The organism is Halomonas sp. CH40 (genome assembly GCA_041875495.1).
In the GTDB taxonomy this organism is placed as follows: domain Bacteria; phylum Pseudomonadota; class Gammaproteobacteria; order Pseudomonadales; family Halomonadaceae; genus Vreelandella.
Genome location: CP112982.1, coordinates 107,440 through 131,017, shown reverse-complemented (window position 1 = coordinate 131,017; position 23,578 = coordinate 107,440). Strand labels below are relative to the sequence as shown.

Below are 23,578 nucleotides of genomic sequence, written 5' to 3'. Positions count from 1 at the left end.
ATGGCTATCGCCCACCGACCAGCGTGACAACACGCAGGGTGCGGTCGTCGGGAATCTCGGCCTGGGACATCACCACCAGGTGGCGCATCCGGCGGCGTAAAAAGCGCGCCAATACCGCACGCAGGCTGTGTTGCACCACCAGTACCGGCGGCTCACCGGCAGCTTCCTGGCGCTCCAGTGCCTGTTCGGCCTGGGTCATCAGGGTATCCGCCAGGCCAGGCTCCATGGCACCGTTACCGTTCATAGCCTGCAACAGCACCTGTTCCAGCTGGGCATCCAGGCCCATTACATTAAGCACGTCCTGGCCGGCAAACCATTGCTGGGTAATCGCACGCCCCAACGCAATCCGCACCAGCGCCGATAGCTCGTTGGCATCCTGCTGTTGAGGAGCGTATTCGGCCAGGGTATCCAGAATGGTACGCAAGTCGCGAATCGAGACGTCTTCATCCAACAGGTTCTGCATAATGCGTTGCAATACCGTCAGTGAAATCGCCTTGGGCACCACTTCTTCCACCAGGGATTTCTGGTCGCCGCTCAGCTTGTCGAGCAACTTCTGCACTTCGGCACGGCCAAGCATTTCCGGTGAATGACGATGCAACAGGTGGTTCAGATGGGTGGCAATGACCGTACTGGCATCCACGACCGTATAGCCATACACCTGGGCATGCTCGCGCTGGTTGCTGTCGATCCATACCGCTGGCAGGCCAAAGGCCGGGTCCTTGGTCGGCGAGCCTTGCAGCTCACCCGAGACCTGGCCGGGGTCGATGGCCAGCCATTTGCCAGGATGAGCTTCGGCGCGGCCGATTTCAGCGCCTTTCATGGTCAGCACATAGCTGTTGGGCGCAAGCTCCAGGTTATCGCGGATATGCACGACGGGCGGCAAAAAGCCGACTTCCTGGGCAAACTTCTTGCGAACGCTCTTGATCCGCCCTAACAGCTCGCCTTTCTGGCGTGAATCCACCAGCGGAATCAACCGATGGCCCACTTCAAGGCCTAGGGTATCCACCAGCTGGACATCCTCCCAGCTGGCCTCCGGCGCTTCCTGAACCGGCGCCGGGACGTCGGCAATCTCCTGGCGCACCAGCTGCTGGTTCTTCTGGCGAATCAGGTACCAGGCCAGCCCGCCCAGCAGAGTAGTGAAGATCAGGAAGACCAGGTTGGGCATCCCTGGCACCATGCCCAGAAGGCCCATCACTGCGGCTGCCAGAATCAACACCTGAGGGTTGATAAACAGCTGGCTGATCATCTGCTGGCCAACATCCTGATCGGTATTGACCCGTGATACCGTGACACCGGCAGCGGTTGAAATCACCAGGGCCGGAATCTGCGCGACCAGGCCATCACCAATGGTCAGCAGTGTGTAAGTCTCGCCCGCATCGGCAAAGCTCATGCCGTGCTGCAGCATGCCGATCAAGAGGCCACCAATGATGTTGACCACCATGATCACCAGCCCGGCCATGGCATCTCCGCGCACGAACTTGCTGGCACCGTCCATGGAGCCGTAGAAATCGGCTTCCTGGGCCACTTCGGCGCGCCGCTGCTTGGCGTCTTCTTCTCCGATCAGCCCGGCGTTGAGATCAGCGTCAATCGCCATCTGCTTGCCTGGCATGGCATCAAGCGTGAAGCGGGCGCCGACTTCGGCGATACGCCCGGCGCCTTTGGTGATGACCATAAAGTTGATCACCACCAGAATCAGAAACACCACCAGGCCAACGGCGAAGTTACCGCCGACCAGGAAGGTACCAAAGGCCTCGATCACCTTGCCCGCTGCGTCGCCGCCTTCATGGCCATTCATCAACACCACTCGAGTAGAGGCAACGTTCAGCGAGAGGCGCAACAAGGTGGTAAACAGCAGTACCGCTGGAAACGCGGCGAAATCCAGCGGTTTCTGGGTAAACATGCTGACCAGCAGCACCATGATCGCCAGGGCGATATTAAACGTGAATAACAGATCCAGGACGAAAGGCGGCAGCGGCAGAATCATCATGCCCAGGATCATCATGATCAGGATGGGGCCGGCGAGCAGCTTCATGCGCACATCGCCCATCCAGTCACGCTGGTTGATCAGTTGGCCTAAGCCTTTCATAACGGTGTCTCATTGCCGCGTGAATCGCGGCTCTCCATTTCCGGTGGCACCGGTAGGTTATCGGGCGTCGGGGGCACATCGCCTCCCTCTTTTGCAATATTCTTCAGGCGATAGGCCCAGGCCATGACCTCGGCCACGGCAGTGTAGAGCTGGGCAGGTACTTCAGCGTCCAGATCAACGTGGTAATACAGCGCCCGCGCCAGCGGTGGGGCTTCAAGGTGCGGCACGCCCGCTTCCTGCGCTACTTCGCGGATGCGCATCGCCACCGCATCGGCGCCTTTGGCAACTACCCGGGGGGCGCCCATGCTGCCTTCCTGATATTCCAGGGCAATGGCGTAGTGGGTCGGGTTGGTAATAATCACATCGGCATCCGGTACCTTGCTCATCATCCGCCCCCGCGACATTGCCTGTTGCTGTTGGCGGATGCGCGCCTTGAGCTGAGGGTCACCTTCGGATTCCTTGTGCTCACGTTTGACTTCTTCCTTGCTCATGCGCAGCTTTTTGGCATGGCTGTAAAGCTGGAAAGGCACATCAATCAGGATGACCACAATCAGCGTCAACACCATCAGGCCTGCCGCCTGGGCGGCCATGGTCAGGGTATTGGCCAGGGCCTGCTGGATGGGCTGGGTCATCAGGGCCAGAAACTTACCAATATTGAGATACAAAAAAGCCGCACTCACGCCGCCTATCAGGACTGACTTGGCCAGCGCCTTGGACAATTCGATCAGGGCCTGGCTGGAAAACATCCGCTTCAGACCCTTAAACGGATTAAGCTTGGAAAGCTTTGGCTGCATGGATTTGGCTGAAATCAGCCAGCCACCCAACAGCGCCGGAGAGACCATGGCAATCACCGTCAACAGCAAAAACAGCGGCATGATGGCGTAGAGAGTGCGTTCACCAATATCCAGCGCATTCACCAGCATGGGCAGAGTTTCCATGGCTTCACGACGCTCAAACCCAAAGGCCTGCTCCATCACCAGCCCAAGCTGGTCATAGATCATCATGCCCATCCCCCAAAGCCCGATAACGCCGCCCAGAAGCATCAGGAAGGTGGTCAGCTCCCGTGATCGGGGTACCTGACCTTCTTCTCGGGCTTTTTCCTCACGTCGCGGCGTAGCCTCTTCGGTTTTTTCGTCGTCGCTATCGCTTTCAGCCATAAACTCTCTGCTCAGCTTGCTGCAATGGTCTCGTCAAGGTTTCAATGCTTGTTCAAGACGCATTCAACCGCCCTGTTGGGCGGTTGAAGCCGGACAACCATTAAATCCGTACCTTACTGGCAATCAGAAACCCAGCTCATCCAGCAGATCATCAACCTGATCCTGCCCGGAGACCACATCAGGTTCATCCTCCTTAACCTGTGGGCCATTGAGCAATTCTTCGTTACGCCGTGCGTTGTCATTCTTCCACTGATCTTCGGCCTTACGCTGCATGGATTGTCGTGCCTGCGCTTCCGGCACGTTATCAATCAGCACCTGTACCAGCTGATGTTCGATCTCGCGGATCACATCCATCATCTTCTTGATCACCTGGCCGGTCAGATCCTGAAAGTCCTGGGCCATCATGATTTCCAGCAGTTCCTTGCTGGTCGCGGAGGTCATATCCGGTACGTCACTGAGATACTGGCGGGTCTCCTTGACCAGCAGCTTGGCGTCATCCAGCTCCTGAGGAGCCTCAAACCACTCCGTCCAGCGCTTGTCCAGCGCTTCGGCGCGTTCGGTCAGCTGGTCCTGCATGGGCTGGGCCCGGTCAATCGCGTTGAGGGCACGTTCGGCTGCCTGCTCGGTCATGGCCGCGACGTAATGCAGACGGTCACGGGCGTCGGGAATTGCTTCCGCGGCCTTCTCAATTTCTTTATCGAGGCCCAGCTCCCGCATGTTTTCACGCAGCATGCGTGTCAGCTTGCCAATACGTTGGATCAGGTCTTCGGCGGCCTCTTCGGACAGCTGGGCAGAATCATCCTGCTCATTCTGACGCATTATGTTATCTCCTCATTATTCAGGCGCCTTAGCACCCTCACCGCTTTATTTGCCCATCTTGTCGAAGATCTTGTTCAGCTTTTCTTCGAGGGTGGCGGCCGTGAACGGCTTGACGACGTAACCACTGGCGCCCGCTTGCGCGGCGGCAATGATGTTTTCCTTCTTGGCTTCTGCCGTCACCATCAGCACTGGCAATTCTTTCAGCGCATCGTCCTGACGAATTTCCTTGAGCATCTCCAAGCCATCCAGGTTGGGCATGTTCCAATCCGATACCACGAATTCAAACTTGCCCGCGCGTAGCTTGTTCAGCGCATCCTGGCCGTCTTCGGCCTCTTCTACATTGGTAAAACCGAGCTCTTTGAGCAGGCTGCGGACAATCCGGCGCATGGTCGGAAAGTCGTCAACCACCAGAAAGCTCATGTTCTTGTCTGCCATTGGTTATCCTCACTCAGATCTTGATCTTGCGGTGTTATTAACGGTTCGTTTGATGATGGCGACGCTTTATCACGACCAGCCAACAAGTATATCGCCATCATCTTATTTTAAAACATTGTAAAGCAGCCAGTTAAGCCTGCTTTTCAAAGGACACCCGAGCCAGAAAGTGCGCACACATCAAAATTCCTCCCAGTCATCCTGAGCGGGTGTCTCCCGGGTACTACGGGTCTGGCTGGCAGGACGCCGCAGCGGCGCTGCTTCCTGCGAGGAGTGGGCTGCAGAGCGGGCGGCAGAAGGCGCTGGTGTCGGCGACGCCAAGGCAGGCGCTGCCTGTTTGGCACCCAACAGCTGGAAGACCGCAACCGCCTGCTCCAGACGGTTCGCCTGCTCTTCCAGCGAGGCCGCTGCCGCCGAGGCCTGTTGCACCAGAGAGGCATTCTGCTGGGTGACCTGATCCATCTGGCCTACCGCTTGGCTGACCTGCTCAATACCGTCACTCTGTTCTTGGGAGGCGGCCGAAATTTCATCCATGATGTCGGTGACTCGGCGCACCGAAGTCACGACCTCTGTCATGGTGGCGCCCGCCTGCTCCACCAGAACAGAGCCTTCGTTGATCTGTGCCACCGAACTTTCAATCAGCCCTTTGATCTCTTTGGCCGCGTCCGCGCTACGGCTGGCCAGGTTGCGTACTTCACCCGCGACCACGGCAAAGCCACGGCCCTGCTCTCCCGCACGCGCGGCTTCCACCGAAGCGTTCAGGGCGAGAATATTGGTCTGGAAGGCAATCGAGTCGATCACCCCGGTAATATCCGCCACTTTCTGCGAGCTGGTGGAAATGCCGTGCATGGTGCTGACCACCTGCTCAACCACCTCACCACCACGCTCCGCGGTACTTGAGGCATCCGCTGCCAGAGTGCTGGCCTGGCGGGCGTTGTCGGCATTCTGCTTCACCGTGGCGGTCATCTCTTCCATGCTGGCGGCGGTTTCCTGGATAGAGGCGGCCTGTTGCTCGGTACGCGATGAAAGGTCAGCGTTGCCGCTGGCGATTTCACGGGTGCCGTGATAGATCTCCTGGCTGCCTTCACGTACTTTGGCGACAATATCGTTCAGGCTCAGCTGCATACGCCTCATTGAGGTCAGCAAGCGGCCTATCTCGTTCTTGCCGCCTTCGGGCAAGGTTTGGGTCAGGTCGGCATTGGCAATCGCATCCAGCGCTACAGCGACCTGATTCAACGGTCGCAATACAATCGCCCTCAGGCTGGCATAGATAAGGATTACCAACAGGATCGACAGCCCCAGGATGACCCACTCGATAATCGAATAAAAACGGCTGATGTCATTGAGTTCCTGCTGTAGCTGTTGGCCACGCAGGGTGGCATAGTCAACAAACTCATCCAGCGCAGCCTCTTGCTGGGCGCCCACAGTGGCAAGCTCGTCGCGCAACTCGTTGAACTGGGTAGTGCGCAGCTCGTTCAATGCCGCAAGCTGCTGACGCGCAATCTCCATACCCGCCGCAAAGGTTGTCTCAATCCGGGCGCCAAGCGCTTCGCCTTGCTCGGTGCGCGCCACTGAGGCAAAGTTATCAAAGCGTTCTTGCGCACGCTCCAGCTGATTGGAGGCGGCATCTAGACGCTGGTCTGCCTGCTCGCGGCGGCCTAGCATGAAATCGTTGGAGGCGGCTTCCAGTTCCACCATGGCGCCGCTCCACAGGGCATCGGCGCGGTTGATTTCGTTGAGCTGGTCAACGTTGATCGCTTCCAAGGTGTGCAGTGTGCGGTTTGTTGCCCTGTCGGCAAGGGTAAAAATCACCACGTTGGCAGCAATCGCCAGGGTCAGTAGAACAAGCGCGACGAGAATGGAGACGTTCAGCGATACGTTGCGCAGTAGGCGGCTCATAGCGTGTTTCCTTGGTCAGCAGGCGTGGGTTATCAGCGGCCCGGTAAATGGCAAGTGATCATCAGACCCGCTGGGCGCGACCGGACGCCGCTACCAGCGACATCATCCGGCCGGGAATATCGTCCAGGGCAGCAGTTTCAGTGGCACCGCCCATGGCGATAGCTTCCCGTGGCATACCAAACACCACGCAGGTTTCTTCGTTCTGGGCAATCGTCGCCGCACCGGCCTCACGCATTTCTAAAAGCCCCTTGGCACCGTCCTTACCCATACCGGTAAGAATCACGCCCACGGCATTTTTACCGGCATGCTGGGCCGCAGAATGAAACAACACATCCACCGAGGGACGGTGACGGTTAACCGGCGGGCCGCTGTTTAACCGGGCCACATAGTTGGCCCCGCTGCGCGCCAGCTCAAGGTGCTGATCCCCCGGGGCGATATAGGCGTGGCCAGGCAGTACACGCTCGCCATCGGTAACTTCTTTCACCGAAATACGGCACAGCCGATCAAGACGTTCAGCAAACGAGCGGGTGAAGCCACCGGGCATATGCTGGGTGATCAGAATCGCCGGGGCATTGGCGGGCAGTGGCTCCAGCACTGAGCGAATCGCTTCGGTACCGCCAGTCGACGCGCCTATGATGATCAGCTTTTCACTGGAGGTCAGCGGTGCGGTCAGCTCTTTACGTGCTGGGGCATTCTTTTTGGGCAGCGCCTGACGCGGCCTTGAACGGGCGGCGGCACGCAGTTTTTCAGCGATCTCATTGGCGTATTCCATCATGCCGTTGCGAATACCCAAGCTGGGCTTGGCAACAAAATCCAGGGCTCCAAGCTCCAGCGCTCGCAGGGTGATCTCTGAGCCTGCCTGGGTCAGCGAGGACACCATCAGCACCGGCATGGGCCGCAGGCGCATCAGGCGTTCAAGAAAATCCAGGCCATCCATACGCGGCATTTCGACATCCAGGGTCAGCACATCAGGATTATGCTGTTTGATCAGGTCTCGTGCGGCAATCGGGTCCGGGGCAACCGCCACGACTTCCATATCCGGCTGAGAGTTGATGATTTCTGTCAGTAGATCGCGAATCAGTGCCGAATCGTCGACGCATAACACTCTTATTTTAGATGCGCTCAATGCACGCCTCCTGTCGTTGTTGGCCAGATACCTTTGACTACAAGTACCTTTGGCTAGTTGCCGGACGAGCGATGATGGGGCGCCAGGGTGTAGACCGTCTGCCCACGCAATTTGAACTCGTTGCTGATATACGAGAAGCTTTCCGAATGCCCGGCAAAGAGCAGGCCATCCGGCTTCAACAGCGGTGCAAACCGCTTGAGAATTTTTGCCTGCGTCTCTTTATCGAAGTAGATCATGATGTTGCGGCAGAAAATCGCATCAAAAGGCCCTTTGATTGGCCATTGCGGCGCCAGCAGGTTCAAGGCAGAAAAATCCACCAGCTCGGAGACTTCAGGGCGGATTCTGGCTAACCCAATGCGCTTACCGGTGCCTTTATGGAAGAAACGTTTAACGCGTACTTCATCTATCTTGCGTACCTGCTCAAGGGGGTAAACGCCGCTGCGCGCCTTTTGCAGGGCTTCTGTATCGATATCGGTGGCCACGATGCGCGACTGGCTGGCCTTGGGGCCAAGGGTTTCCAAGAGGGTCATGGCCAGCGAATAGGGCTCTTCACCGGTAGAGGCCGCCGCACACCAGACCGATACCGGCCCTGTCTTGTGCCTGATATGTTCCGCCAACAGCGGAAAGTGATGCGCCTCACGGAAAAAAGCGGTCAGGTTAGTGGTCAGCGCATTGGTAAAGGCCTCCCACTCGCGAGCATCGGGCTGGCGCTCAAGACGCTGAAGGTAGTCGCTGAAGCGTGTCAGGCCATGATGACGCAAACGTTTGGCCAGCCGACTGTAGACCATTTCACGCTTATGTTCGGCCAGCACGATGCCTGCTCGCTGATAGATCAGTTCGCGGATACGTTTGAAATCAGCGTCTGTCAGCATCAGATCACGTTCGATCTGATTGCCGGAAGACCATTGACTAGCCTCTCCCTCTCGTTGCTCGGTCAAAAACACGCCTCCATTATCGCGTCAGTCACAGGCCTGGCAAATCTGCGTTGAATGCCCTCTTTCAACGTCATCATTCTTAACATTAAACATATTTTAACATTCTTTGCCATGCGTAAGCGCCCCATGCTCTTCTCTGCGAGCACTACCCAAAGCGCCATCCATGGCGTTAAACTCTTGCCACTATCAGGATTGACGCGTGGTATCCACCAGCGCCATTTCTTCACTGGTCAGCAGCTTGTCGATATCCACCAGCACCAGCATGCGGTCTTCCAGGCTGCCCAGGCCACTCAGAAAGTCCGATGACAGGGTGACACCAAACTCAGGCGCCGGTTTAATCTGATCCGGGGTCAGGGTCATCACATCCGAGACGCCGTCCACGACGATGCCGACAACACGATCAGCGACATTGACGACAATCACCACCGTCTGTCCGCCATATTCAACGCTTTCAAGGCGAAATTTGATGCGTAGATCAACAATCGGCACGATCACGCCACGCAGGTTGGTCACGCCCTTGATAAAGTCCGGCGCATTGGCAATCCGGGTAACGTTTTCGTAGCCACGGATTTCCTGCACTTTGAGAATATCAATGGCGTACTCTTCTTCTCCCAGTGAGAACACCAGGAATTCACGGTTATCTGCCTCAGCGGCAGAAAGCACTACACTACTGCTAGCCTGACTCATGATGACTCAGCCTCCTTTTACGATGTAACAGCGTGGGTCGATTTGAAATCGGGTGATTGAATCTTTTTGCCGGATTCCTTTTTATTGCGACCCAAGCGGTGCAGGCCGGTAATATCCAGGATGAAGGCAACGCTGCCGTCGCCAAGAATGGTCGCAGCGGCGATGCCCGGCACTTTACGGTAGTTATCTTCAAGGTTCTTGACCACTACCTGCTGCTGGCCAAGTAGCTCATCCACCAGCATGGCGTAGCGACGCCCTTCGCCCTGGACGATCACAGCGATGCTCTTGGTCGGGTCGGTGATGGCGTTTTCGACATCCAGCACTTCGTGAATGGCAATCACCGGCAGATATTCGTCACGCACTTTCAGCACCACGTCATCACCGGCCATGGCATACATATCTTGCTTGGCAGGCTGCAGTGATTCCAGCACCGCCGACAGCGGCAAAATGAAGGTTTCCTGACCCACCTTGATCGACATGCCATCCAGGATGGCCAGCGTCAGCGGCAGCACGATGCGGATATTGGTGCCTTCGTCCTTTTTGGACTGAATCTCAACCCGACCGCCCATCCCCTGAATGTTGCGCTTGACCACATCCATGCCGACACCGCGGCCGGACACATCGGTAACTTCCTTGGCGGTTGAAAAACCAGGGGCAAAAATCAGCTGCCAGACATCTTCATCGGTCATGGTGTCAGACACATTCAGGCCACTCTCTCGGGCCTTGTTGAGCAGCACTTCACGGTCCATGCCGGCCCCGTCGTCTTTGACCTCGATCAGGATATTGCCCCCCTGATGCCTTGCCGCCAGGGTCAGCTTGCCGGTACGCGGTTTGCCCTTGGCTTCGCGTTCATCGGGCATTTCGATGCCGTGATCCAGGCTGTTGCGCACCAGGTGGGTGAGCGGGTCGGTAATCCGTTCGACCAGACTTTTGTCCAGCTCGGTAGATTTGCCTTCGGTGACCAGCTCTATATCTTTTTGCAACTTGCCGGCGGTATCACGCACCACCCGGGGGAAACGGCTGAACACGAATTCCATGGGAATCATGCGGATCGACATCACTGCTTCCTGGAGATCCCGGGCATTGCGCTGCAGAAGACTCATACCGTTTTGCAGTGAACTGTTGCCGACCGACTGATCAGCCAGATCGCTAACGGTCTGATCGAGCATTGACTGGGTAATGATTAGCTCGCCAACTAGGTTGATGATCTGATCTACCTTGTCGACTGAGACGCGAATGGAGGACGATTCAGAGGCGGCTTTTTTCGCTTTAGGCTTGGCATCAGCAGCAGGTTTGGTCGCTGCTTTTTCCGCAGCTGGCGGGGCTTTTTCAGGGGTGGGCTCTGGCGTCGATAGGGGCGGCGCTGGCGTGTCAGCGGCGGGTGCAGCGTCCAGCACCTTGATCTCGATCTGCTCCGGCTCAATGATAAAGCACATCACCGCTTCGATATCATCCGGGCTGGTATTGCCCTGGAGAATCACCTCATAGCGTTTTTCATCTCCGGACTGGGACTGGATATCGCCCAACTGCTCAAGCTCTTCGGCCAGCAGAATACGGTCTTTTTCACTGACGTTTAGCAGGGAAACCTGTAGCAGGTCACCGTCACTGCCCGCGCTTTGAGCGGGCTCAGGGTTAGACTCAGAGACGGCTTCGCTCGATGAAGACGCAGATTTTTCAGCAGCAGCGGAAGGGGTCGCATTGGCAATCGGCGCACCTTCGGCAGCTTCAAGACCTTTGCCAATTTCCTCTAGTGCAATCTGCTGCAATGTCTGGCAGATGCGTTCATAAGCTTCCTGGTTGGGCTCCTCCTCGCTGCGGTAGGCATTAAGTTGATCGTGCATGATGTCTTTTGCCTCCAGGAAGGTATCAACAAGATCGGCGCGCAGAGCAAGCTCACCCTTGCGCGCGTGATCCAGCAGGTTTTCAAAAATATGTGTGGTCTTCTGCAGTACCGTAAAACCAAAGGTGCCTGCCCCACCCTTGATCGAATGGGCAGCGCGGAAAATGGCATTAAGCTGTTCGCTGTCCGGATCTTCGACATCCAGCTCCAGCAAGTGCTGCTCCATATCGGTCAGCAGCTCTTCCGCTTCTTCAAAAAAGGTGTCAAAAAAGTCCGTGATATCCATGCACACTCTCACCCTATGCGTCGTTTTTATGTCAGTTACTGCCGGGCTCAGCCCCGTTCGGACTCATCGTCAACGGTATTTCCGGGATTACGCTGCCTTCTGCAGTCGGATCATTTTCGGGAACCGGGCGATTGCCCGGCGTCACCCTGGGATTGCGAATCGCCTCGGCCACCTCTGGCAGCAGCACGACCAGCTCAATGCGCCGGTTAATCGGATCCTGCGCATCAGCCTCTGGCAAGGTAACCCGGTCGGCAAACCCGGAGACCCGCAGCAGCTGGACCGGGTCCAGACCACCTGCGACCAGCTCCCGCCGCGAGGCATTGGCCCGATCGCTTGAGAGCTCCCAATTACTGTAGCCGCGATAGCCACCGCTATAAGGCAGGCTATCGGTATGCCCGCCGATGCTAAGATCATTAGGCAGCTCGTTAAGCAGCGGCGCTATAGTGCGTAACAGGTCGCGCATATAGGGCGCTACCTGATCACTGCCAAGTTCAAACATCGGCCGCTGTTCGGTATCGAGCAACTGGATGCGCAGCCCTTCCCGCGTCAGGTCAAAGCGCATCTGCTCACGCATCAGGCTGAGTTCCGGTTGCAGCGCTATTGCCCGCTCGATACGTTCTTGAACGTCGCGGAAAAAACGCCGCTCTTGCTCGCTGGGGCGCGTGTGCTGGCGGAGATCAAGGCGCGCACGCTCGCCCTCTGTATGCATCGGATCCGGGCCGCCGCCGGGAATCGGACTGGTGCTTCCTGAGCGGTCACTCCCGGTCACGGCTTGTGTCAGTGGCATATTGAAATACTCCGCTACCCCCTGACGCTCCTCTTCACTGGCAGTACTGAGGATCCACATCACCAAAAACAGCGCCATCAAGGCCGTCATAAAATCCGCCAGGGCAATCTTCCATGAACCGCCATGATGAGCGTGTACGACTTTTTTACGCCGAATGATGATCGGGCGCCGCTCACCTCCCCCCTGGCTCATGCACTACCTGCCTTTTTGGCATCGCGCACGTAGTCTTCAAGCTCTGTAAAGCTCGGCCGTTCTGCGGTATGCAGAGCCTTACGGCCAAATTCCACGGCAATCTGTGGCGCATAACCATGCAGGCTCGCCAACAGCGTGACCCGAACACATTGCAGCATCTTTTCGGCTTCCTTGGCCTGACGATCCAGATAGCTGGCCAGAGGGTTGATAAACCCATAGCCGAGCAGAATCCCCAGAAAGGTACCGACCAACGCATGGGCAATCATCTCGCCCATCTGCTCAGGGCCTGCATCGGCGTAGGTCAACGCCTTGACCACCCCCATCACCGCCGCCACGATGCCAAATGCCGGCATGGCATCGCCCACCTTGGCAATCGCATCAATAGGGATATGTGCTTCCTGCTCAAAGCCCTCAATTTCGTGCAGCATCAGCTCGTCAATTTCCATCGGCTCCATGCCGCCGCTGACCATCAAACGCAGGTAATCGGTCAGAAAGTTCATGATGTGCGTGTCCGCCAGCACCCTCGGATGCTCCTGGAACAGGGGGCTGTCCTGAGGGTTATCGATATCCCGCTCAATCCCCAGCATGCCTTCACGGCGCACCTTGGAGAGTATCTTGTACTGCAGCGCCAACAGCTCCATATACATGGCTTTGTTGTATTGCTTGGTGCGCCGCAGGCGCGGAAATATCTTGAACGTCGCCTTGAGCGCCTTACCATTATTGGCCGCCACAAAGGCACCAACACCTGCGCCCCCAATCATCACAAGCTCAAGCGGCTGATACAGTGGCCCTAAGCTGCCACCGGCAAGCACATACCCCCCGAATACAGAGAGCAAGACCACCACATAACCGAGCGCAATTAACACAAGCAGTATCCTTATCGGTTTTGTGTACCTGTGTTAGCCGTTAGGCTAACGAGGCCTACACAGAAACGCCTCACCGAAGGCTACCGGGGGCGACACACCGGCTGTCGGGCTGTTCCATATCGTCAGGGTGTCAGCGATACATGGCCTAATTAACACTATTTAACAGCATAACAGGCATAGCCGTCGACAGCAGACGTATTCTGTTTGGTAAAGGCAGGTAAAGAACACCTGACACGACCGTTGTCAGGTCATTTTGTAGCGGGCGGTCTTGCGGGTTTTACCTGCACGGGAAGGCGGCTGACAGATCCCACAGACGTAATGCTGTGTGGGACTATGGGCATGGGCCACAAAATTCCCGCCACAGCGGGTGCAGCGGCTCAGCTGGAGAAGGTCGCTTTCAAAAAAACGTACCAGCGTCCAGGCACGGGTCAGCCCGAGTACAGCTTCCATATCTTCAAGTTCAACCTGCTCATCGTACAGCCGGTAGGCTTTAACAAAAGCATCAATACGCTCGCAGCTGCCTTCCTTGAGCAGGTTGCGGTAGATGTTATAAAACAATGATGAGTGGATATTAGGCAGCCAGGTAATAAACCAGTCCGCTGAAAACGGCAGCATGCCTTTAGGCGGCGACATCCCGCGCACTTCTTTGTAAAGCTTGATCAGGCGGGTACGGCTTAGCTCTGTCTCGGTCTCCAGCACCTGCAGGCGGGCCCCCAGCTCAATCAGCTCAATAGCCAGCTGCACCTGGTGCATTTCATCCACCAAGCTTTTTTGGGTCACTCCGCCTCCTCGTCAGACGACTTTCCAGAGCCGCCATATGACGGCTTGTCAGTGGAGGCTTTTGCAGATGACGAGTCGCGAAGACTTTCCAGCGGCTCACCTGCCAACAGTAAGGAAGTGTGTAGGCCGGATAACCCCTGGTCGCGCGGGTTGTGAGTGAGCTGACGCAACTGTTCGGCACTTTCCAGCGTGAAGCGGCACAGCAGCTGGTTAGTCCGCGCCAGCTGGGTAAGCTGGCGCGCGTTGAGCGATGCCAACATATCCGCCATCTCAGCATCCACTTTCAGCCGGAACATACCTATCTCACGATCTTCCGCCAGCAGGCGCTGGGCCAGAAGCAGATAGGCCAGATTGATTTCCTGAACTTCATCGAAAAAGTTGGTATGACTCATGCTGATTTATTAAACCCATACGGCAACATTGCCACTCAAGTGTAGCAATATCATTAACGTTTTACGCTTATTTACTTTCTCGTATGGTTACATATCCCACTTTCATTAGCTAGAGCAATTTTAGTGGTTACAGGAGCGTCAGGATTTCTGGGCGTCGGAGGGTGCCACGCCTTCTCCCGAGAGCTCAAATACCCAGACCAGGATTTCAGCGACCACCTGATAGAGGCTGGCAGGAATTTCTTCGTCCAGATCCAGTTGCATAAGCAAGGCTACAAGTTCCGGGGCGTCATGCACATAGATACCCTGACGCTGCGCTTCCGCCATGATGCGCTCGGCCATTTCGCCATAGCCTTTCGCCACGACACGTGGCGCGCTATCGTCACCCTGATAGGCAAGCGCTACCGCCTGGCGGCGGCGTTCATGGGGAGTATTCATCGCGCCTCATCAGCCTCCAGGTGGCGCACTCTCAGCTGCACCTTACGCAGATCCAACGCCGAAAGGCGCTGCTCCAGGGCAGGCAAATGTTCATCCAGGCGCTGCTGCACCTCGCCACTGGATGTTGTGAAGTCAACGCTCAAGGTGCCGCGATAGAGCCACAAGGCAACGCTGAATTCGCCCAGATCAGGGACATCAAGGTGCATTTCCGAGCGCCAGCCCTCTTGCGATTCGCTCTGTTCGCTATCGTCACCGCTGGCACCTTCTTCCCGGCCAGGCAGGTTGATCACCAGGGCCATGAAAATCCCGGCCCAGACATCGCCTTCCCAGCGAATTGTCGGCGTGACCAATAGCTCTAACTGTTGGCGTACCAGACCCTGCAGGTTCTCATTGACCACTTCACGCTGGCGCATGGCATGCAGTTCAAGCAATTCACGCCCTGCGCCCAACTCACCGCCCTGACCTTGTAGAGCAGCATTGCCTGGCGAAACACTGGCTGCCGAAACATTAGCGGCCGAAGGATTACCACTGGCGGCGGGATTGGCACCCGGCAGCAAGCTGGATGCTTGGGCAGCATTACCAGCAACCGGCAGCAGGGCGCTGCCTGACTGAATAAGCGGGCCGCCGCCTCCCTGGCTAAGCGCCTGCAACAACATATTCAGGGAAGAACCTGGCGGCAGCATGAAGGGCACAGAGGTGGGCAAAAGTAGCGGCGGCCCATTCGGGGAAAGCGGATTGTTGATCGCCGGCAGCCCCTGCCCGGCCAAAGTGACGGTGGGCAACGGCCGTACACCAGGCTGCATTTGCGGTTCACGCAGTAACTGCTGACGCGCTGCATCGCCCTGGAACCAGCGCTTGAGATGGGATTCATAAAACAGGCCGCTATCACGGATACTGCTTTCCAGGCGAGTTGCCAGAGTGGACGGCGAAGCGGTATCTGCCGATTGCATCAGAGGGGCTTCAATACGCAGGGTGGACGGCGGCGCGGGAAAGCGCAGCAAGACATCAGCAATGCTGCGCGCGGCGGGGCTGAAATGAGTCTGTGTCGACCCCTGCTGCCCGGCGGGCAGTTCGCCGCGGCCACTCTGTCGTGGCATATCCAGCGAGGGGGGCAAGCGGTTCAGCTCAGAAAGGCGCGGGTCAGCACGTCCATCCAGACGCGAGTCACTGCGCAGCGCCTGCGGGCCGGTTCCCGGGTCTACCGGGCGCACCGGTTCATTAAGAACCCGTGGCGCACCGTCCCCCCGTTTGCCCAACACCTGGTGCATGAGCGTATCAATCAGGGGGTTGATACCGCTCACGGTGACCTCTTGGTGGGTGCCTCACCGAGTGAATAGATGGCCTCTGAATCACCTTGCTGGGGGGCATAGGCGCGGTGTAACTTGCGCTGCTGCTGGGCCAGGCCGATCAGCTTGCCCAACTCATCGCGACGCGCCACCAACTGGCGACGGATTTCCACATCGTGCTCCAGAATCGCCTCAAGCAGCTCTGCCTTGCGCTGCTGCCCTGTAGCGTCCAGCACGACGCTGGCGTCCATTTCGCGTAGTTTTTCAACCAGCATAAGGTAATGGGTGCGCTGATCAATCAGCGCCGCCCATTCTTCCTGATTTGCAAGCTCATGCATCTGTGCGGCGCTATCCAGCAGGGCCGCATAGGCATCCAGCAGGGACTGCTGGGTCAGATGATGCTGAGCCGTCCGAAATACTGACATTCAGGCCTCATGCGCTTTGCTGTTGGCCGATTTCCCGCCATGCCGAGGCAACATCTTCGAGCAGACTTTCGGCCTGATTGAGACTTTCTTCGTCATTGCGCAAATTGGCCGTAAGCAACAGGCGGGCAATGTAGTCGTAAAGCGAGCCAAGACGTTCGGCAATTTCACCGCCTTTTTCCTGATCCAGCGCTGCGGCCAAGCCGTTGTTGATGATATCCAGCGCCTTGGAAATTGCCTTGCCTTTTTCGGCTATATTGCCCGCCTGCATATGAATGCGGGCAGCACGGATAGCCGCCTGGGCGCCATCAAAAAGCATAACGATCAGCTTATGCGGGTCTGCTGACATCACCCCGCTCTCTACCCCGACCCGTGCATAGGCATTTGCACCACGCGAGTACGTCATTTGGTGTCGCTCCTGTTTTAAAAACGCAGCTGGCAATGCCTGACTACGCTTGTTCAAGTGTAGATTTTATATCGGCAAGAGCCACCGCTACTTTAACAATGACGCACCTTTTTATAGCTTAATCACGGCTTAGGTGATCTGATAGTCAAGCACTCGTCAGAGCTTAAGCGCCTCAGGTTGAGACGGCTATCTCGCTCATCGGGCGCCCCAGGCGCTCCTTGACATCGCCTCTGACCAGGGTTCCGAGGTTGGTGTTGCTGGGGGATTCGGCATGTTGGGTAACCTGAACTTCCACCGGGTTACCCTCAGCATCAAGGCGCTGCACCCAGGCCAGCTGATCGCTGGAAAAGCGCACCAGGGAGCCAATCGGCAGTGTTTTGAAGTGTTCCACGTAACGCTTCATCCAACGCGGGTCGAACTGATGGGGATGACGCAGCATATGGCGGTAAATCTGCTGCACGGTACGGGCCGGGCGATCAGGGCGGTCACGACGCATGGCTTCAACCACGTCGACAACGGCGCTGGCTTTTGCCAGCTCATGGAGCTGCTCTCCACTGACACCTTTCGGGTAACCGCTGCCATCCATACGCTCGTTGATACCCCCAACGACGGCATGGGCAATACTGGCCGACAGCCAGTGGCAGTTTTTCATCCGCATCAACAGCAGCTCAACGTGTTCACTCATGGTGTTACGGTGCGAGGCATCAAAGGTTTTGGCCTGGAATAACACCTGGGGAACCAGCGCTTTACCCAGGTCATGCACCATGGCACTGGCAGCAATCGCCTTGCGCACATCCTGAGGGATATGATTGCCGACCAGATCCAGCAGATGCACCGCCACCGCCAGGCTGTGGCGTACCAGCAGTGGCTCCCGCGTCATGCAGCGGCAGGCAAACAGCAGCGCTTCGCGATCTTCTTCATGCAGCGCCAGCAAACGGTCTGCATAGCGCGATAGCTGGCGTGAATCAATATCGCTACCGTTTTGCAGCAGCAACATCTGGGCATCAAGGTACGCAGCTACCTTGGCCAGGCGACGCGCTATGGGAGTTGCATAAAGGCGCACTTCGCGCCGACCCGCATGGTCATCCGCGGCGTGGCGTGGCTGGGGCGCGGCAAACAGTGGGGAAGGCTGTCGCGCTGACTGGTTTTCTCGTTCATAGCGGGCAGCTTCACGCTCGATCTCGCACACGAAGTACCAGACTTGACGTTCCTGTTCACCGTCACAGCGCTGAAAGCGGAACCCAACCCGCAGCAACTGCTGATCAGGTTCCGTGCTCTGGTGGCGCGCTTCACCGTAGGCTTCGAAGTAGGTGTTATCAGGAAAAGTCAACGCCATCTTGATGGGATGACTGCCAGCCGCCGCCAGGATGCCACTGGCAGTCATCGGCAACTCTACCAGGCAGCCTTCCTGGCTTAAATCACGCAGGTCGCCATTGACGGCCTGATGATCATCGCCCAGCAGCGTCACCTTTACCTGCATACCCATTCGCAGTTCGGCACGAAAGGACTCACGGCGCTGTAGCATATCCAGATAGCCTGGGTAATTACTACAACACAGGTAACGGCCGCCGGAATAACGCACTTCGGTCAGCCCGAGCGAAGGGGTGTGAACCACCTTACCCTGCGCTTGTCCGCGCAGCGTAAAGGTTGCACCGTCCTGTAGCTGCGTCAACAGATAATCAACCGAGGAAAGATCCATTACCAAGGTATTATCAGCATGCTGTTCCATCAGCACGATGGGCTCCTGACGCGCCTGCGGCTCATCCAGACAAAGCGATACGCCACCGTTCTCAATCAGGTCATTCAACAGCATTTCGATCATCACCGGGCCGGTGATGCGTTCGTATTCATTGCCTTGCGCTGCCATCCACGCCTCGCTTCCCTATCCTTCACCATAAGATGTCATGCTCAGGCCATGCACTGCCAAACGGGCAGCGGGCGGCATTCGAGTTAATGCGACGCAAAAGCATACCAGAACCTTTACAGGCAGCGTACAGGATTAAGCTAACTTTTTTTAACCTTAATATCTACCGATTAGAGACTCATCGCTGCCGCTGAAAAAGCGCTAAAGTTGGCTGGATATTGGCCGATTTATCTTGAGTGCCAGAAAAACAGCCCAAACAGCAAAATACAGATCGCGATTAAATGGGGGCGAACTCTGAGCGCTCGGCTAAGCTATAACAATATAAAGAAGAGGACATCAAGATGTATTCACCATTGATTGATGCCGTACCGACGCTGACGCCACCGGCTAGACAGGAAACCATCTTGCGCCAACCTGTCGATACCCATATCCAACCAGCGATGCCTGCTGCCGCCTTATCCGCACAGCAGGAAGAGCAACAAAAACGCCTTGACGCCGCTGAACTTGCTGAACCCGTTGAACAAATTAATGCGATTATGAATCAGCGCGGGCTGGAGTTTGAAATCAGTGATGAAAATTCACGGGTGATTACACGGGTGGTTGATCGCGAGTCTGGCGGGGTTATCCGCCAGATTCCGGCCGAAGAAGTGCTGCGCCTTGCAGAGCGCTTGAGTGAACTGCGCTTGAGTAAACTGCAGGGTGGCCTGATCAGCGTTAAGGCCTGAGTGGCTAAACCTGCATATTCATCACATCTCTATAAGCCGTCACCAAGCGGTTTCTTACCTGTGTGCCCATCTGAAAGGCAACGCTGGACTTTTGCATATCTGCCATCACCTGATTCAGCGGCAGATCAGACTCGCCTGTCTGGAAATCCATGGCCTGACTGGCCGCCGTTTTCTGCAGCTCATTGATGCGCCGAATGGAGGCCTGCAGTTCACCACCAAAACTCCCCTGCCCCACCGTTGATGCCAGTTGGGAGCCATTAAGGCCGAGTTGATTGGTCGGCTGGCTGGCCTGATTCGCCAGACCTTGCATCTGCTGTAGCACTGATTGAATAGCGGGTGAGCTCATACACATGCCTTCAGCGTTAAAAAGTGAAATAATATTAATAAGCCTAACATCCGTGCTGCTCACTTCATGCCAACAAATACGTATGGAAAGCGAATCTTTTCGTTCCTTTAGGGGTGACAGGCCACCGGATAATGGCGTTCATCATAATTCCGCTTGAATAGTCAGCGGATCATCGCGATTGACGGATGCAGCCTATGTTTTCTTTGGTGATGCGCCTGGGCCGTCATCAGCTTTGCTTGTGCTCACGGAGGAGTGAATGAGCGAAACTGATTCTACGCCAGGCCGTCAGAACAGCACGACTCGAACACCGCCAGCAAGTGACACGGAAGCGCAAAATGCTTCCGTGTCGGCTTTTGGGCGGGTGAAACAACAGCTGCGCGGTAACCCTTTGATCGCCCTGCTGATTGCAGGCGCGGCCAGCATCGCTATTATTGCGGTGCTGTTGATGTGGGCCAGCAGCCCGGAATACCGCGTTCTGTATAACAATCTAAGCGAAGCGGACGGTGGACGCATTATTGCCGAACTCGATACCCGTGGAGTGCCCTACCAGTTCAGCAATAATGGCCAGGCCATACTGGTGCCGAGTGAAAACGTCTATCCCTTGCGTTTACAGCTGGCTGAGCAGGGCCTGCCACGCGGTGGCGATGTCGGCCTTGAGTTGATGCAGAACCAGGCTTTCGGGGTCAGCCAGTTCACCGAGCAGGTCAACTATCAGCGCGGCCTTGAAGGCGAGCTTGCCCGCTCAATTCGCTCCCTTGGCCCAGTAGAAGAGGCCAGGGTGCATCTGTCGCTGGCGCAACCTTCGGTGTTTATTCGTGACTCCGAACCCGCCAAGGCATCCATCGTGCTCACTATGCTACCTGGCCGTGCGCTTGGCCAAGGACAGGTCAGCGCAATTGTGCATATGGTCTCCAGTAGCGTGCCAGAACTTGCGGCAGCCGACGTCTCGGTGGTCAACCAGGATGGCCGCTTACTCTCGGCGGATACCAGCGGCAATGGCAATAATGATCTGGACGGTTCGCAGCTGGAATACATCCACGAAGTCGAGCGCTCCTACCAACGCCGGATTGAAAATATCCTCGCACCGATTCTTGGCACCGATAACGTCCGCGCTCAGGTAGCCGCACAGATCGACTTCTCCAGCCGCGAAGAAACCACCGAAACCTACGGCCCGAACCAGGCACCCAACGAAGCTGCCGTGCGCAGTCGTCAGCTGAGCCTTTCCTTTGATGGCGAAGACCCACTGGCAACCGGCATTCCTGGCGCGCTCAGCAATACGCCGCCAGGTACTGCTCCTTCACCGATTAATGCGCCTGATGACGAAGAAGAAGATAACGGCGAGGGGGAAAACGATCCAGCGGCCTTGCAGCGCCTGAATCAGGATGACGTGGTCAACTACGAAGTGGATCGTAATATCGCCCACGTTCAATACCGTCGCGGTGAGATTGAGCGTTTAACTGCGGCGGTTGTGGTCAACTACCGTGAAGAAATCAACGACGAAGGCGAACCGATACCGGTTGCCTTGAGCAACGAGGAAGTCAGTCAGATAGAACGCCTGGTACGTCAGGCAATGGGCTTCTCGGTCGCTCGCGGTGATGCAATTGATGTCGTTAACACCCCCTTTGCCCGTGTGGGTGAGGAAGAAGAGGTGCTGGAATGGTGGCAGCGCCCGGAAATACTGGCCATGGCGGCCAATGCAGGCCGCTACCTGCTGGTTGGGCTGGCGGCGCTACTGCTTTACCTGCTGATCTTGCGGCCCTTGATCAAGCGCTACACCCAAGACCCGGTCATGGCCGCCGCCATGCCAGCGGAAAGCACCCTAAACACCAGTGTGGGTGACGATGACGAGGAAGACGCCAGCGATACAGCCAGCGACGACGACGAAGAAACCTACCGTCGACCCAAGCGCAAACGCAAAACATCGCTTTATGAACACAACCTTCAGGATCTGCGTGAAATGGCTCAGGAAGACCCCCGTATGGTCGCCATGATAATTCGCAGTTGGATGAACTCTCATGACTAGTCCCGTTACCCAGATGAGCGGCGCACGCAAAAGCGCCATCTTGCTACTGGCGCTTGATGAAGACAGTGCAGCAGAAGTGTTCAAGTACCTGGGCGCTAACGAGGTGCAGGAAATCAGCCTGGAAATGACCCGCCTGCACCAGATCTCTCATGAAGACATGAAAGCTGTTCTGGAAGCGTTCCATCAGGAAACCGAAGAGTTTGTAGCGCTTAACCTCAACTCCAGCGAGCACATTCGCTCCGTGCTGACCAAGGCACTGGGTAGCGAGCGCGCCACCAGCCTGATTGAGGATATACTCGAAACCACTGGGGAAAACTCCGGCATCGATGCACTCAATCTGATGGAAGCCTCTATGGTGTCCGAGCTGATCCGCGATGAGCATCCGCAGATTATCGCCACCATTCTGGTTCACTTGGAACGCCACCAGGCGGCCGACATTCTTGAACTGTTTGATGAAAAACTGCGCAACGATGTGATTCTACGCGTTGCCACTTTCAGCGGTGTGCAACCCGCCGCCCTGCAGGAGCTGACCGAGGTGCTCACCAGCATGCTGGAAGGCCAGAACCTCAAACGCAGCAAGATGGGCGGGGTAAGAACGGCGGCCGAGATCCTCAACCTGATGAATTCCTCCCAGGAAGAAACCGCCATCGAAACCGTGCGCTCTCATAACGAGGATCTGGCCCAGAAGATCATCGACGAGATGTTCCTGTTCGAGAACCTTCTGGATCTCGACAACCGCGCGATCCAGATGGTGCTTCAGGAAGTCGAGAACAATTCACTGGTCGTGGCCCTCAAAGGTGCCGAAGACGAGCTGGTCGACAAGTTTCTGCGCAACATGTCCCAGCGGGCGGCAGATCTTGTCCGCGAGGATATGGAAGCCCGCGGCCCGATTCGTGTCTCTCAGGTCGAAGCCGAGCAGAAAGCCATCCTGCAGATCGTCCGCCGCCTGGCCGATGCCGGTGAAATAGTCCTGGCGGGAGGAGATGACGCCTATGTCTGATTTCCAGCCCTCGGAATTTGATCGCCATGAAAGCTGGCGACGCTGGAAAATGGATGAGCTGGCCAAGCCTGCTCAGCGTTCTGACGAGCCGGAATCCCCGGCGGCCATCCACCGCCGCAAGGTCGCGGCGGCACAAAAAGCCGCTGAAGAGGCTCGCCAGCGCGAAGAACAGGCGCGCAAGGCAGATTATCAGAAGATCCGACAACAAGCCGAGCAGGAGGGCTACCAGGCAGGCTTCAAACGTGGCCAGCAGGAAGGCCATGCCGAAGGCCTGGAAGCCGGCCAACAGGAAGCCAAGCAGGCGCTGGAGCAACAGATCAACCAGACCCTGGCGCCCCTGGCCCATATCGCCAAGCAGTTTGATGATGCGCTCGCAAGGCTTGATGAAAGCCTTGCCGATGATCTGGTGGAGTTGGCCCTGCTGACCGGCCGTCAGCTGGCAGGCGAAGCCCTTGAAGCCAAGCCAGAAGAAATTCTGCGCCTGGTGCGCCAACTGCTGCATACCGAACCACCGCTGGTCGGCCAGCAACGCCTATGGCTGAATCCGGAGGATCATACTCTGGTCAGCCAGCACCTGGCCGATGAACTCAGTGCTGCCAACTGGAAACTCCAGCCGGATGACCAGCTGGCGCGGGGCGGCTGCCGGGTAACCAGCGCTCAGGGCGAGCTTGACGCGACCTTTGAAAGCCGCTGGCAAGCAATCAATGCACATCGGCGCCAACGTCATCATAAACTTTCCAAGGATAAAAGCGCCGCCGAAGTATCATCAGACGACAGGCCAGAATAG

22 protein-coding genes and 1 pseudogene are annotated in these 23,578 nt (G+C 56.8%); 4 read left to right on the top strand and 19 right to left on the bottom strand.

Annotation, left to right across the window (positions count from 1 at the left end; genetic code table 11):
* Window positions 1-4 precede the first annotated feature (4 nt).
* The 18 genes and pseudogenes from flhA to OR573_00520 form a co-directional block, all read right to left on the bottom strand.
* Entirely contained in the window at window positions 5-2,086 is a 2,082-nt protein-coding gene (gene flhA, locus OR573_00605) for a flagellar biosynthesis protein FlhA (GenBank protein XGA80187.1), read from the bottom strand.
* Window positions 2,083-3,243 (bottom strand): flagellar biosynthesis protein FlhB, encoded by a 1,161-nt coding sequence (gene flhB / locus OR573_00600; GenBank protein XGA80186.1) that lies wholly within the window; start codon window positions 3,241-3,243, stop codon window positions 2,083-2,085. Before flhB ends, flhA begins: the two co-directional genes overlap by 4 nt.
* A gap of 123 nt (window positions 3,244-3,366) precedes the next feature.
* Window positions 3,367-4,062, bottom strand: a complete 696-nt coding sequence (cheZ, locus tag OR573_00595) for a protein phosphatase CheZ (protein XGA80185.1) — start codon at window positions 4,060-4,062, stop codon at window positions 3,367-3,369.
* Window positions 4,063-4,107: 45 nt separating this feature from the next.
* A complete protein-coding gene (gene cheY, locus OR573_00590; protein XGA80184.1) occupies window positions 4,108-4,497 on the bottom strand; it encodes a chemotaxis response regulator CheY in 390 nt (129 codons plus the stop codon).
* A 177-nt stretch (window positions 4,498-4,674) separates the two neighbouring features.
* Window positions 4,675-6,393, bottom strand: a complete 1,719-nt coding sequence (locus OR573_00585) for a methyl-accepting chemotaxis protein (protein XGA80183.1) — start codon at window positions 6,391-6,393, stop codon at window positions 4,675-4,677.
* A gap of 61 nt (window positions 6,394-6,454) precedes the next feature.
* Window positions 6,455-7,519, bottom strand: coding sequence for a chemotaxis response regulator protein-glutamate methylesterase (locus OR573_00580; GenBank protein XGA80182.1), 1,065 nt, complete (start codon window positions 7,517-7,519; stop codon window positions 6,455-6,457).
* A gap of 53 nt (window positions 7,520-7,572) precedes the next feature.
* Window positions 7,573-8,457, bottom strand: coding sequence for a chemotaxis protein CheR (locus OR573_00575; GenBank protein ID XGA80181.1), 885 nt, complete (start codon window positions 8,455-8,457; stop codon window positions 7,573-7,575).
* Window positions 8,458-8,640: 183 nt separating this feature from the next.
* Window positions 8,641-9,141 carry a chemotaxis protein CheW gene (gene cheW, locus OR573_00570; protein XGA80180.1) on the bottom strand — a complete coding sequence of 167 codons (501 nt, stop codon included), beginning with the start codon at window positions 9,139-9,141 and terminating at the stop codon, window positions 8,641-8,643.
* A gap of 17 nt (window positions 9,142-9,158) precedes the next feature.
* Window positions 9,159-11,267, bottom strand: a complete 2,109-nt coding sequence (gene cheA / locus OR573_00565; GenBank protein ID XGA80179.1) for a chemotaxis protein CheA — start codon at window positions 11,265-11,267, stop codon at window positions 9,159-9,161.
* 31 nt (window positions 11,268-11,298) lie between these two features.
* Entirely contained in the window at window positions 11,299-12,246 is a 948-nt protein-coding gene (gene motB, locus OR573_00560; protein ID XGA80178.1) for a flagellar motor protein MotB, read from the bottom strand.
* Entirely contained in the window at window positions 12,243-13,112 is an 870-nt protein-coding gene (gene motA, locus OR573_00555; protein ID XGA80177.1) for a flagellar motor stator protein MotA, read from the bottom strand. Before motA ends, motB begins: the two co-directional genes overlap by 4 nt.
* Before the next feature lie 243 nt (window positions 13,113-13,355).
* A complete protein-coding gene (gene flhC / locus OR573_00550; protein ID XGA80176.1) occupies window positions 13,356-13,892 on the bottom strand; it encodes a flagellar transcriptional regulator FlhC in 537 nt (178 codons plus the stop codon).
* Between the two features lie 80 nt (window positions 13,893-13,972).
* Window positions 13,973-14,284, bottom strand: a pseudogene (gene flhD / locus OR573_00545) (flagellar transcriptional regulator FlhD).
* 138 nt (window positions 14,285-14,422) lie between these two features.
* On the bottom strand, window positions 14,423-14,719 hold the full coding sequence (locus tag OR573_00540; GenBank protein XGA80175.1) for an EscU/YscU/HrcU family type III secretion system export apparatus switch protein: 297 nt from the start codon (window positions 14,717-14,719) through the stop codon (window positions 14,423-14,425).
* Window positions 14,716-16,020, bottom strand: coding sequence for a flagellar hook-length control protein FliK (locus OR573_00535; protein XGA80174.1), 1,305 nt, complete (start codon window positions 16,018-16,020; stop codon window positions 14,716-14,718). The genes OR573_00540 and OR573_00535 overlap by 4 nt, the downstream gene beginning before the upstream one ends.
* Window positions 16,017-16,430 carry a flagellar protein FliT gene (gene fliT, locus OR573_00530; protein XGA80173.1) on the bottom strand — a complete coding sequence of 138 codons (414 nt, stop codon included), beginning with the start codon at window positions 16,428-16,430 and terminating at the stop codon, window positions 16,017-16,019. Before fliT ends, OR573_00535 begins: the two co-directional genes overlap by 4 nt.
* A gap of 7 nt (window positions 16,431-16,437) precedes the next feature.
* Window positions 16,438-16,833, bottom strand: a complete 396-nt coding sequence (gene fliS, locus OR573_00525; protein XGA80172.1) for a flagellar export chaperone FliS — start codon at window positions 16,831-16,833, stop codon at window positions 16,438-16,440.
* A 172-nt stretch (window positions 16,834-17,005) separates the two neighbouring features.
* Window positions 17,006-18,700, bottom strand: coding sequence for a PilZ domain-containing protein (locus OR573_00520; GenBank protein XGA80171.1), 1,695 nt, complete (start codon window positions 18,698-18,700; stop codon window positions 17,006-17,008).
* A gap of 338 nt (window positions 18,701-19,038) precedes the next feature.
* Between OR573_00520 and OR573_00515 the strand changes: the two genes are divergently transcribed.
* A complete protein-coding gene (locus OR573_00515; protein XGA80170.1) occupies window positions 19,039-19,422 on the top strand; it encodes a flagellar protein FlaG in 384 nt (127 codons plus the stop codon).
* Window positions 19,423-19,426: 4 nt separating this feature from the next.
* On the opposite strand, the gene fliE is transcribed toward OR573_00515, so the two are convergent.
* The gene (fliE, locus tag OR573_00510; GenBank protein XGA80169.1) at window positions 19,427-19,768 is read right to left on the bottom strand and encodes a flagellar hook-basal body complex protein FliE; all 342 of its coding nucleotides are present in this window, start codon (window positions 19,766-19,768) and stop codon (window positions 19,427-19,429) included.
* A gap of 256 nt (window positions 19,769-20,024) precedes the next feature.
* Here fliE and fliF point away from each other — a divergent pair, with 256 nt between their 5' ends.
* Genes fliF through OR573_00495 form a run of 3 tightly spaced genes read left to right on the top strand, consistent with a single transcriptional unit; the run spans window position 20,025 to window position 23,578 of the window.
* Window positions 20,025-21,791, top strand: a complete 1,767-nt coding sequence (gene fliF / locus OR573_00505; GenBank protein XGA80168.1) for a flagellar basal-body MS-ring/collar protein FliF — start codon at window positions 20,025-20,027, stop codon at window positions 21,789-21,791.
* The gene (gene fliG / locus OR573_00500) at window positions 21,784-22,791 is read left to right on the top strand and encodes a flagellar motor switch protein FliG (GenBank protein XGA80167.1); all 1,008 of its coding nucleotides are present in this window, start codon (window positions 21,784-21,786) and stop codon (window positions 22,789-22,791) included. Before fliF ends, fliG begins: the two co-directional genes overlap by 8 nt.
* On the top strand, window positions 22,784-23,578 hold the full coding sequence (locus tag OR573_00495) for a flagellar assembly protein FliH (GenBank protein XGA80166.1): 795 nt from the start codon (window positions 22,784-22,786) through the stop codon (window positions 23,576-23,578). Before fliG ends, OR573_00495 begins: the two co-directional genes overlap by 8 nt.

Excerpts from the sequence above, each read along its gene's own strand:
- cheW (XGA80180.1), bottom strand. The coding sequence starts at position 9,141 with ATGAGTCAGGCTAGCAGTAGTGTAGTGCTTTCTGCCGCTGAGGCAGAT.
- fliF (XGA80168.1), top strand. The coding sequence starts at position 20,025 with ATGAGCGAAACTGATTCTACGCCAGGCCGTCAGAACAGCACGACTCGA.
- motB (XGA80178.1), bottom strand. The coding sequence starts at position 12,246 with ATGAGCCAGGGGGGAGGTGAGCGGCGCCCGATCATCATTCGGCGTAAA.
- cheY (XGA80184.1), bottom strand. The coding sequence starts at position 4,497 with ATGGCAGACAAGAACATGAGCTTTCTGGTGGTTGACGACTTTCCGACC.
- OR573_00520 (XGA80171.1), bottom strand. The coding sequence starts at position 18,700 with ATGGCAGCGCAAGGCAATGAATACGAACGCATCACCGGCCCGGTGATG.
- OR573_00585 (XGA80183.1), bottom strand. The coding sequence starts at position 6,393 with ATGAGCCGCCTACTGCGCAACGTATCGCTGAACGTCTCCATTCTCGTC.
- fliT (XGA80173.1), bottom strand. The coding sequence starts at position 16,430 with ATGTCAGTATTTCGGACGGCTCAGCATCATCTGACCCAGCAGTCCCTG.
- fliE (XGA80169.1), bottom strand. The coding sequence starts at position 19,768 with ATGAGCTCACCCGCTATTCAATCAGTGCTACAGCAGATGCAAGGTCTG.
- fliG (XGA80167.1), top strand. The coding sequence starts at position 21,784 with ATGACTAGTCCCGTTACCCAGATGAGCGGCGCACGCAAAAGCGCCATC.
- flhB (XGA80186.1), bottom strand. The coding sequence starts at position 3,243 with ATGGCTGAAAGCGATAGCGACGACGAAAAAACCGAAGAGGCTACGCCG.
- cheZ (XGA80185.1), bottom strand. The coding sequence starts at position 4,062 with ATGCGTCAGAATGAGCAGGATGATTCTGCCCAGCTGTCCGAAGAGGCC.
- cheA (XGA80179.1), bottom strand. The coding sequence starts at position 11,267 with ATGGATATCACGGACTTTTTTGACACCTTTTTTGAAGAAGCGGAAGAG.
- OR573_00540 (XGA80175.1), bottom strand. The coding sequence starts at position 14,719 with ATGAATACTCCCCATGAACGCCGCCGCCAGGCGGTAGCGCTTGCCTAT.
- OR573_00495 (XGA80166.1), top strand. The coding sequence starts at position 22,784 with ATGTCTGATTTCCAGCCCTCGGAATTTGATCGCCATGAAAGCTGGCGA.
- flhA (XGA80187.1), bottom strand. The coding sequence starts at position 2,086 with ATGAAAGGCTTAGGCCAACTGATCAACCAGCGTGACTGGATGGGCGAT.
- fliS (XGA80172.1), bottom strand. The coding sequence starts at position 16,833 with ATGACGTACTCGCGTGGTGCAAATGCCTATGCACGGGTCGGGGTAGAG.
- OR573_00515 (XGA80170.1), top strand. The coding sequence starts at position 19,039 with ATGTATTCACCATTGATTGATGCCGTACCGACGCTGACGCCACCGGCT.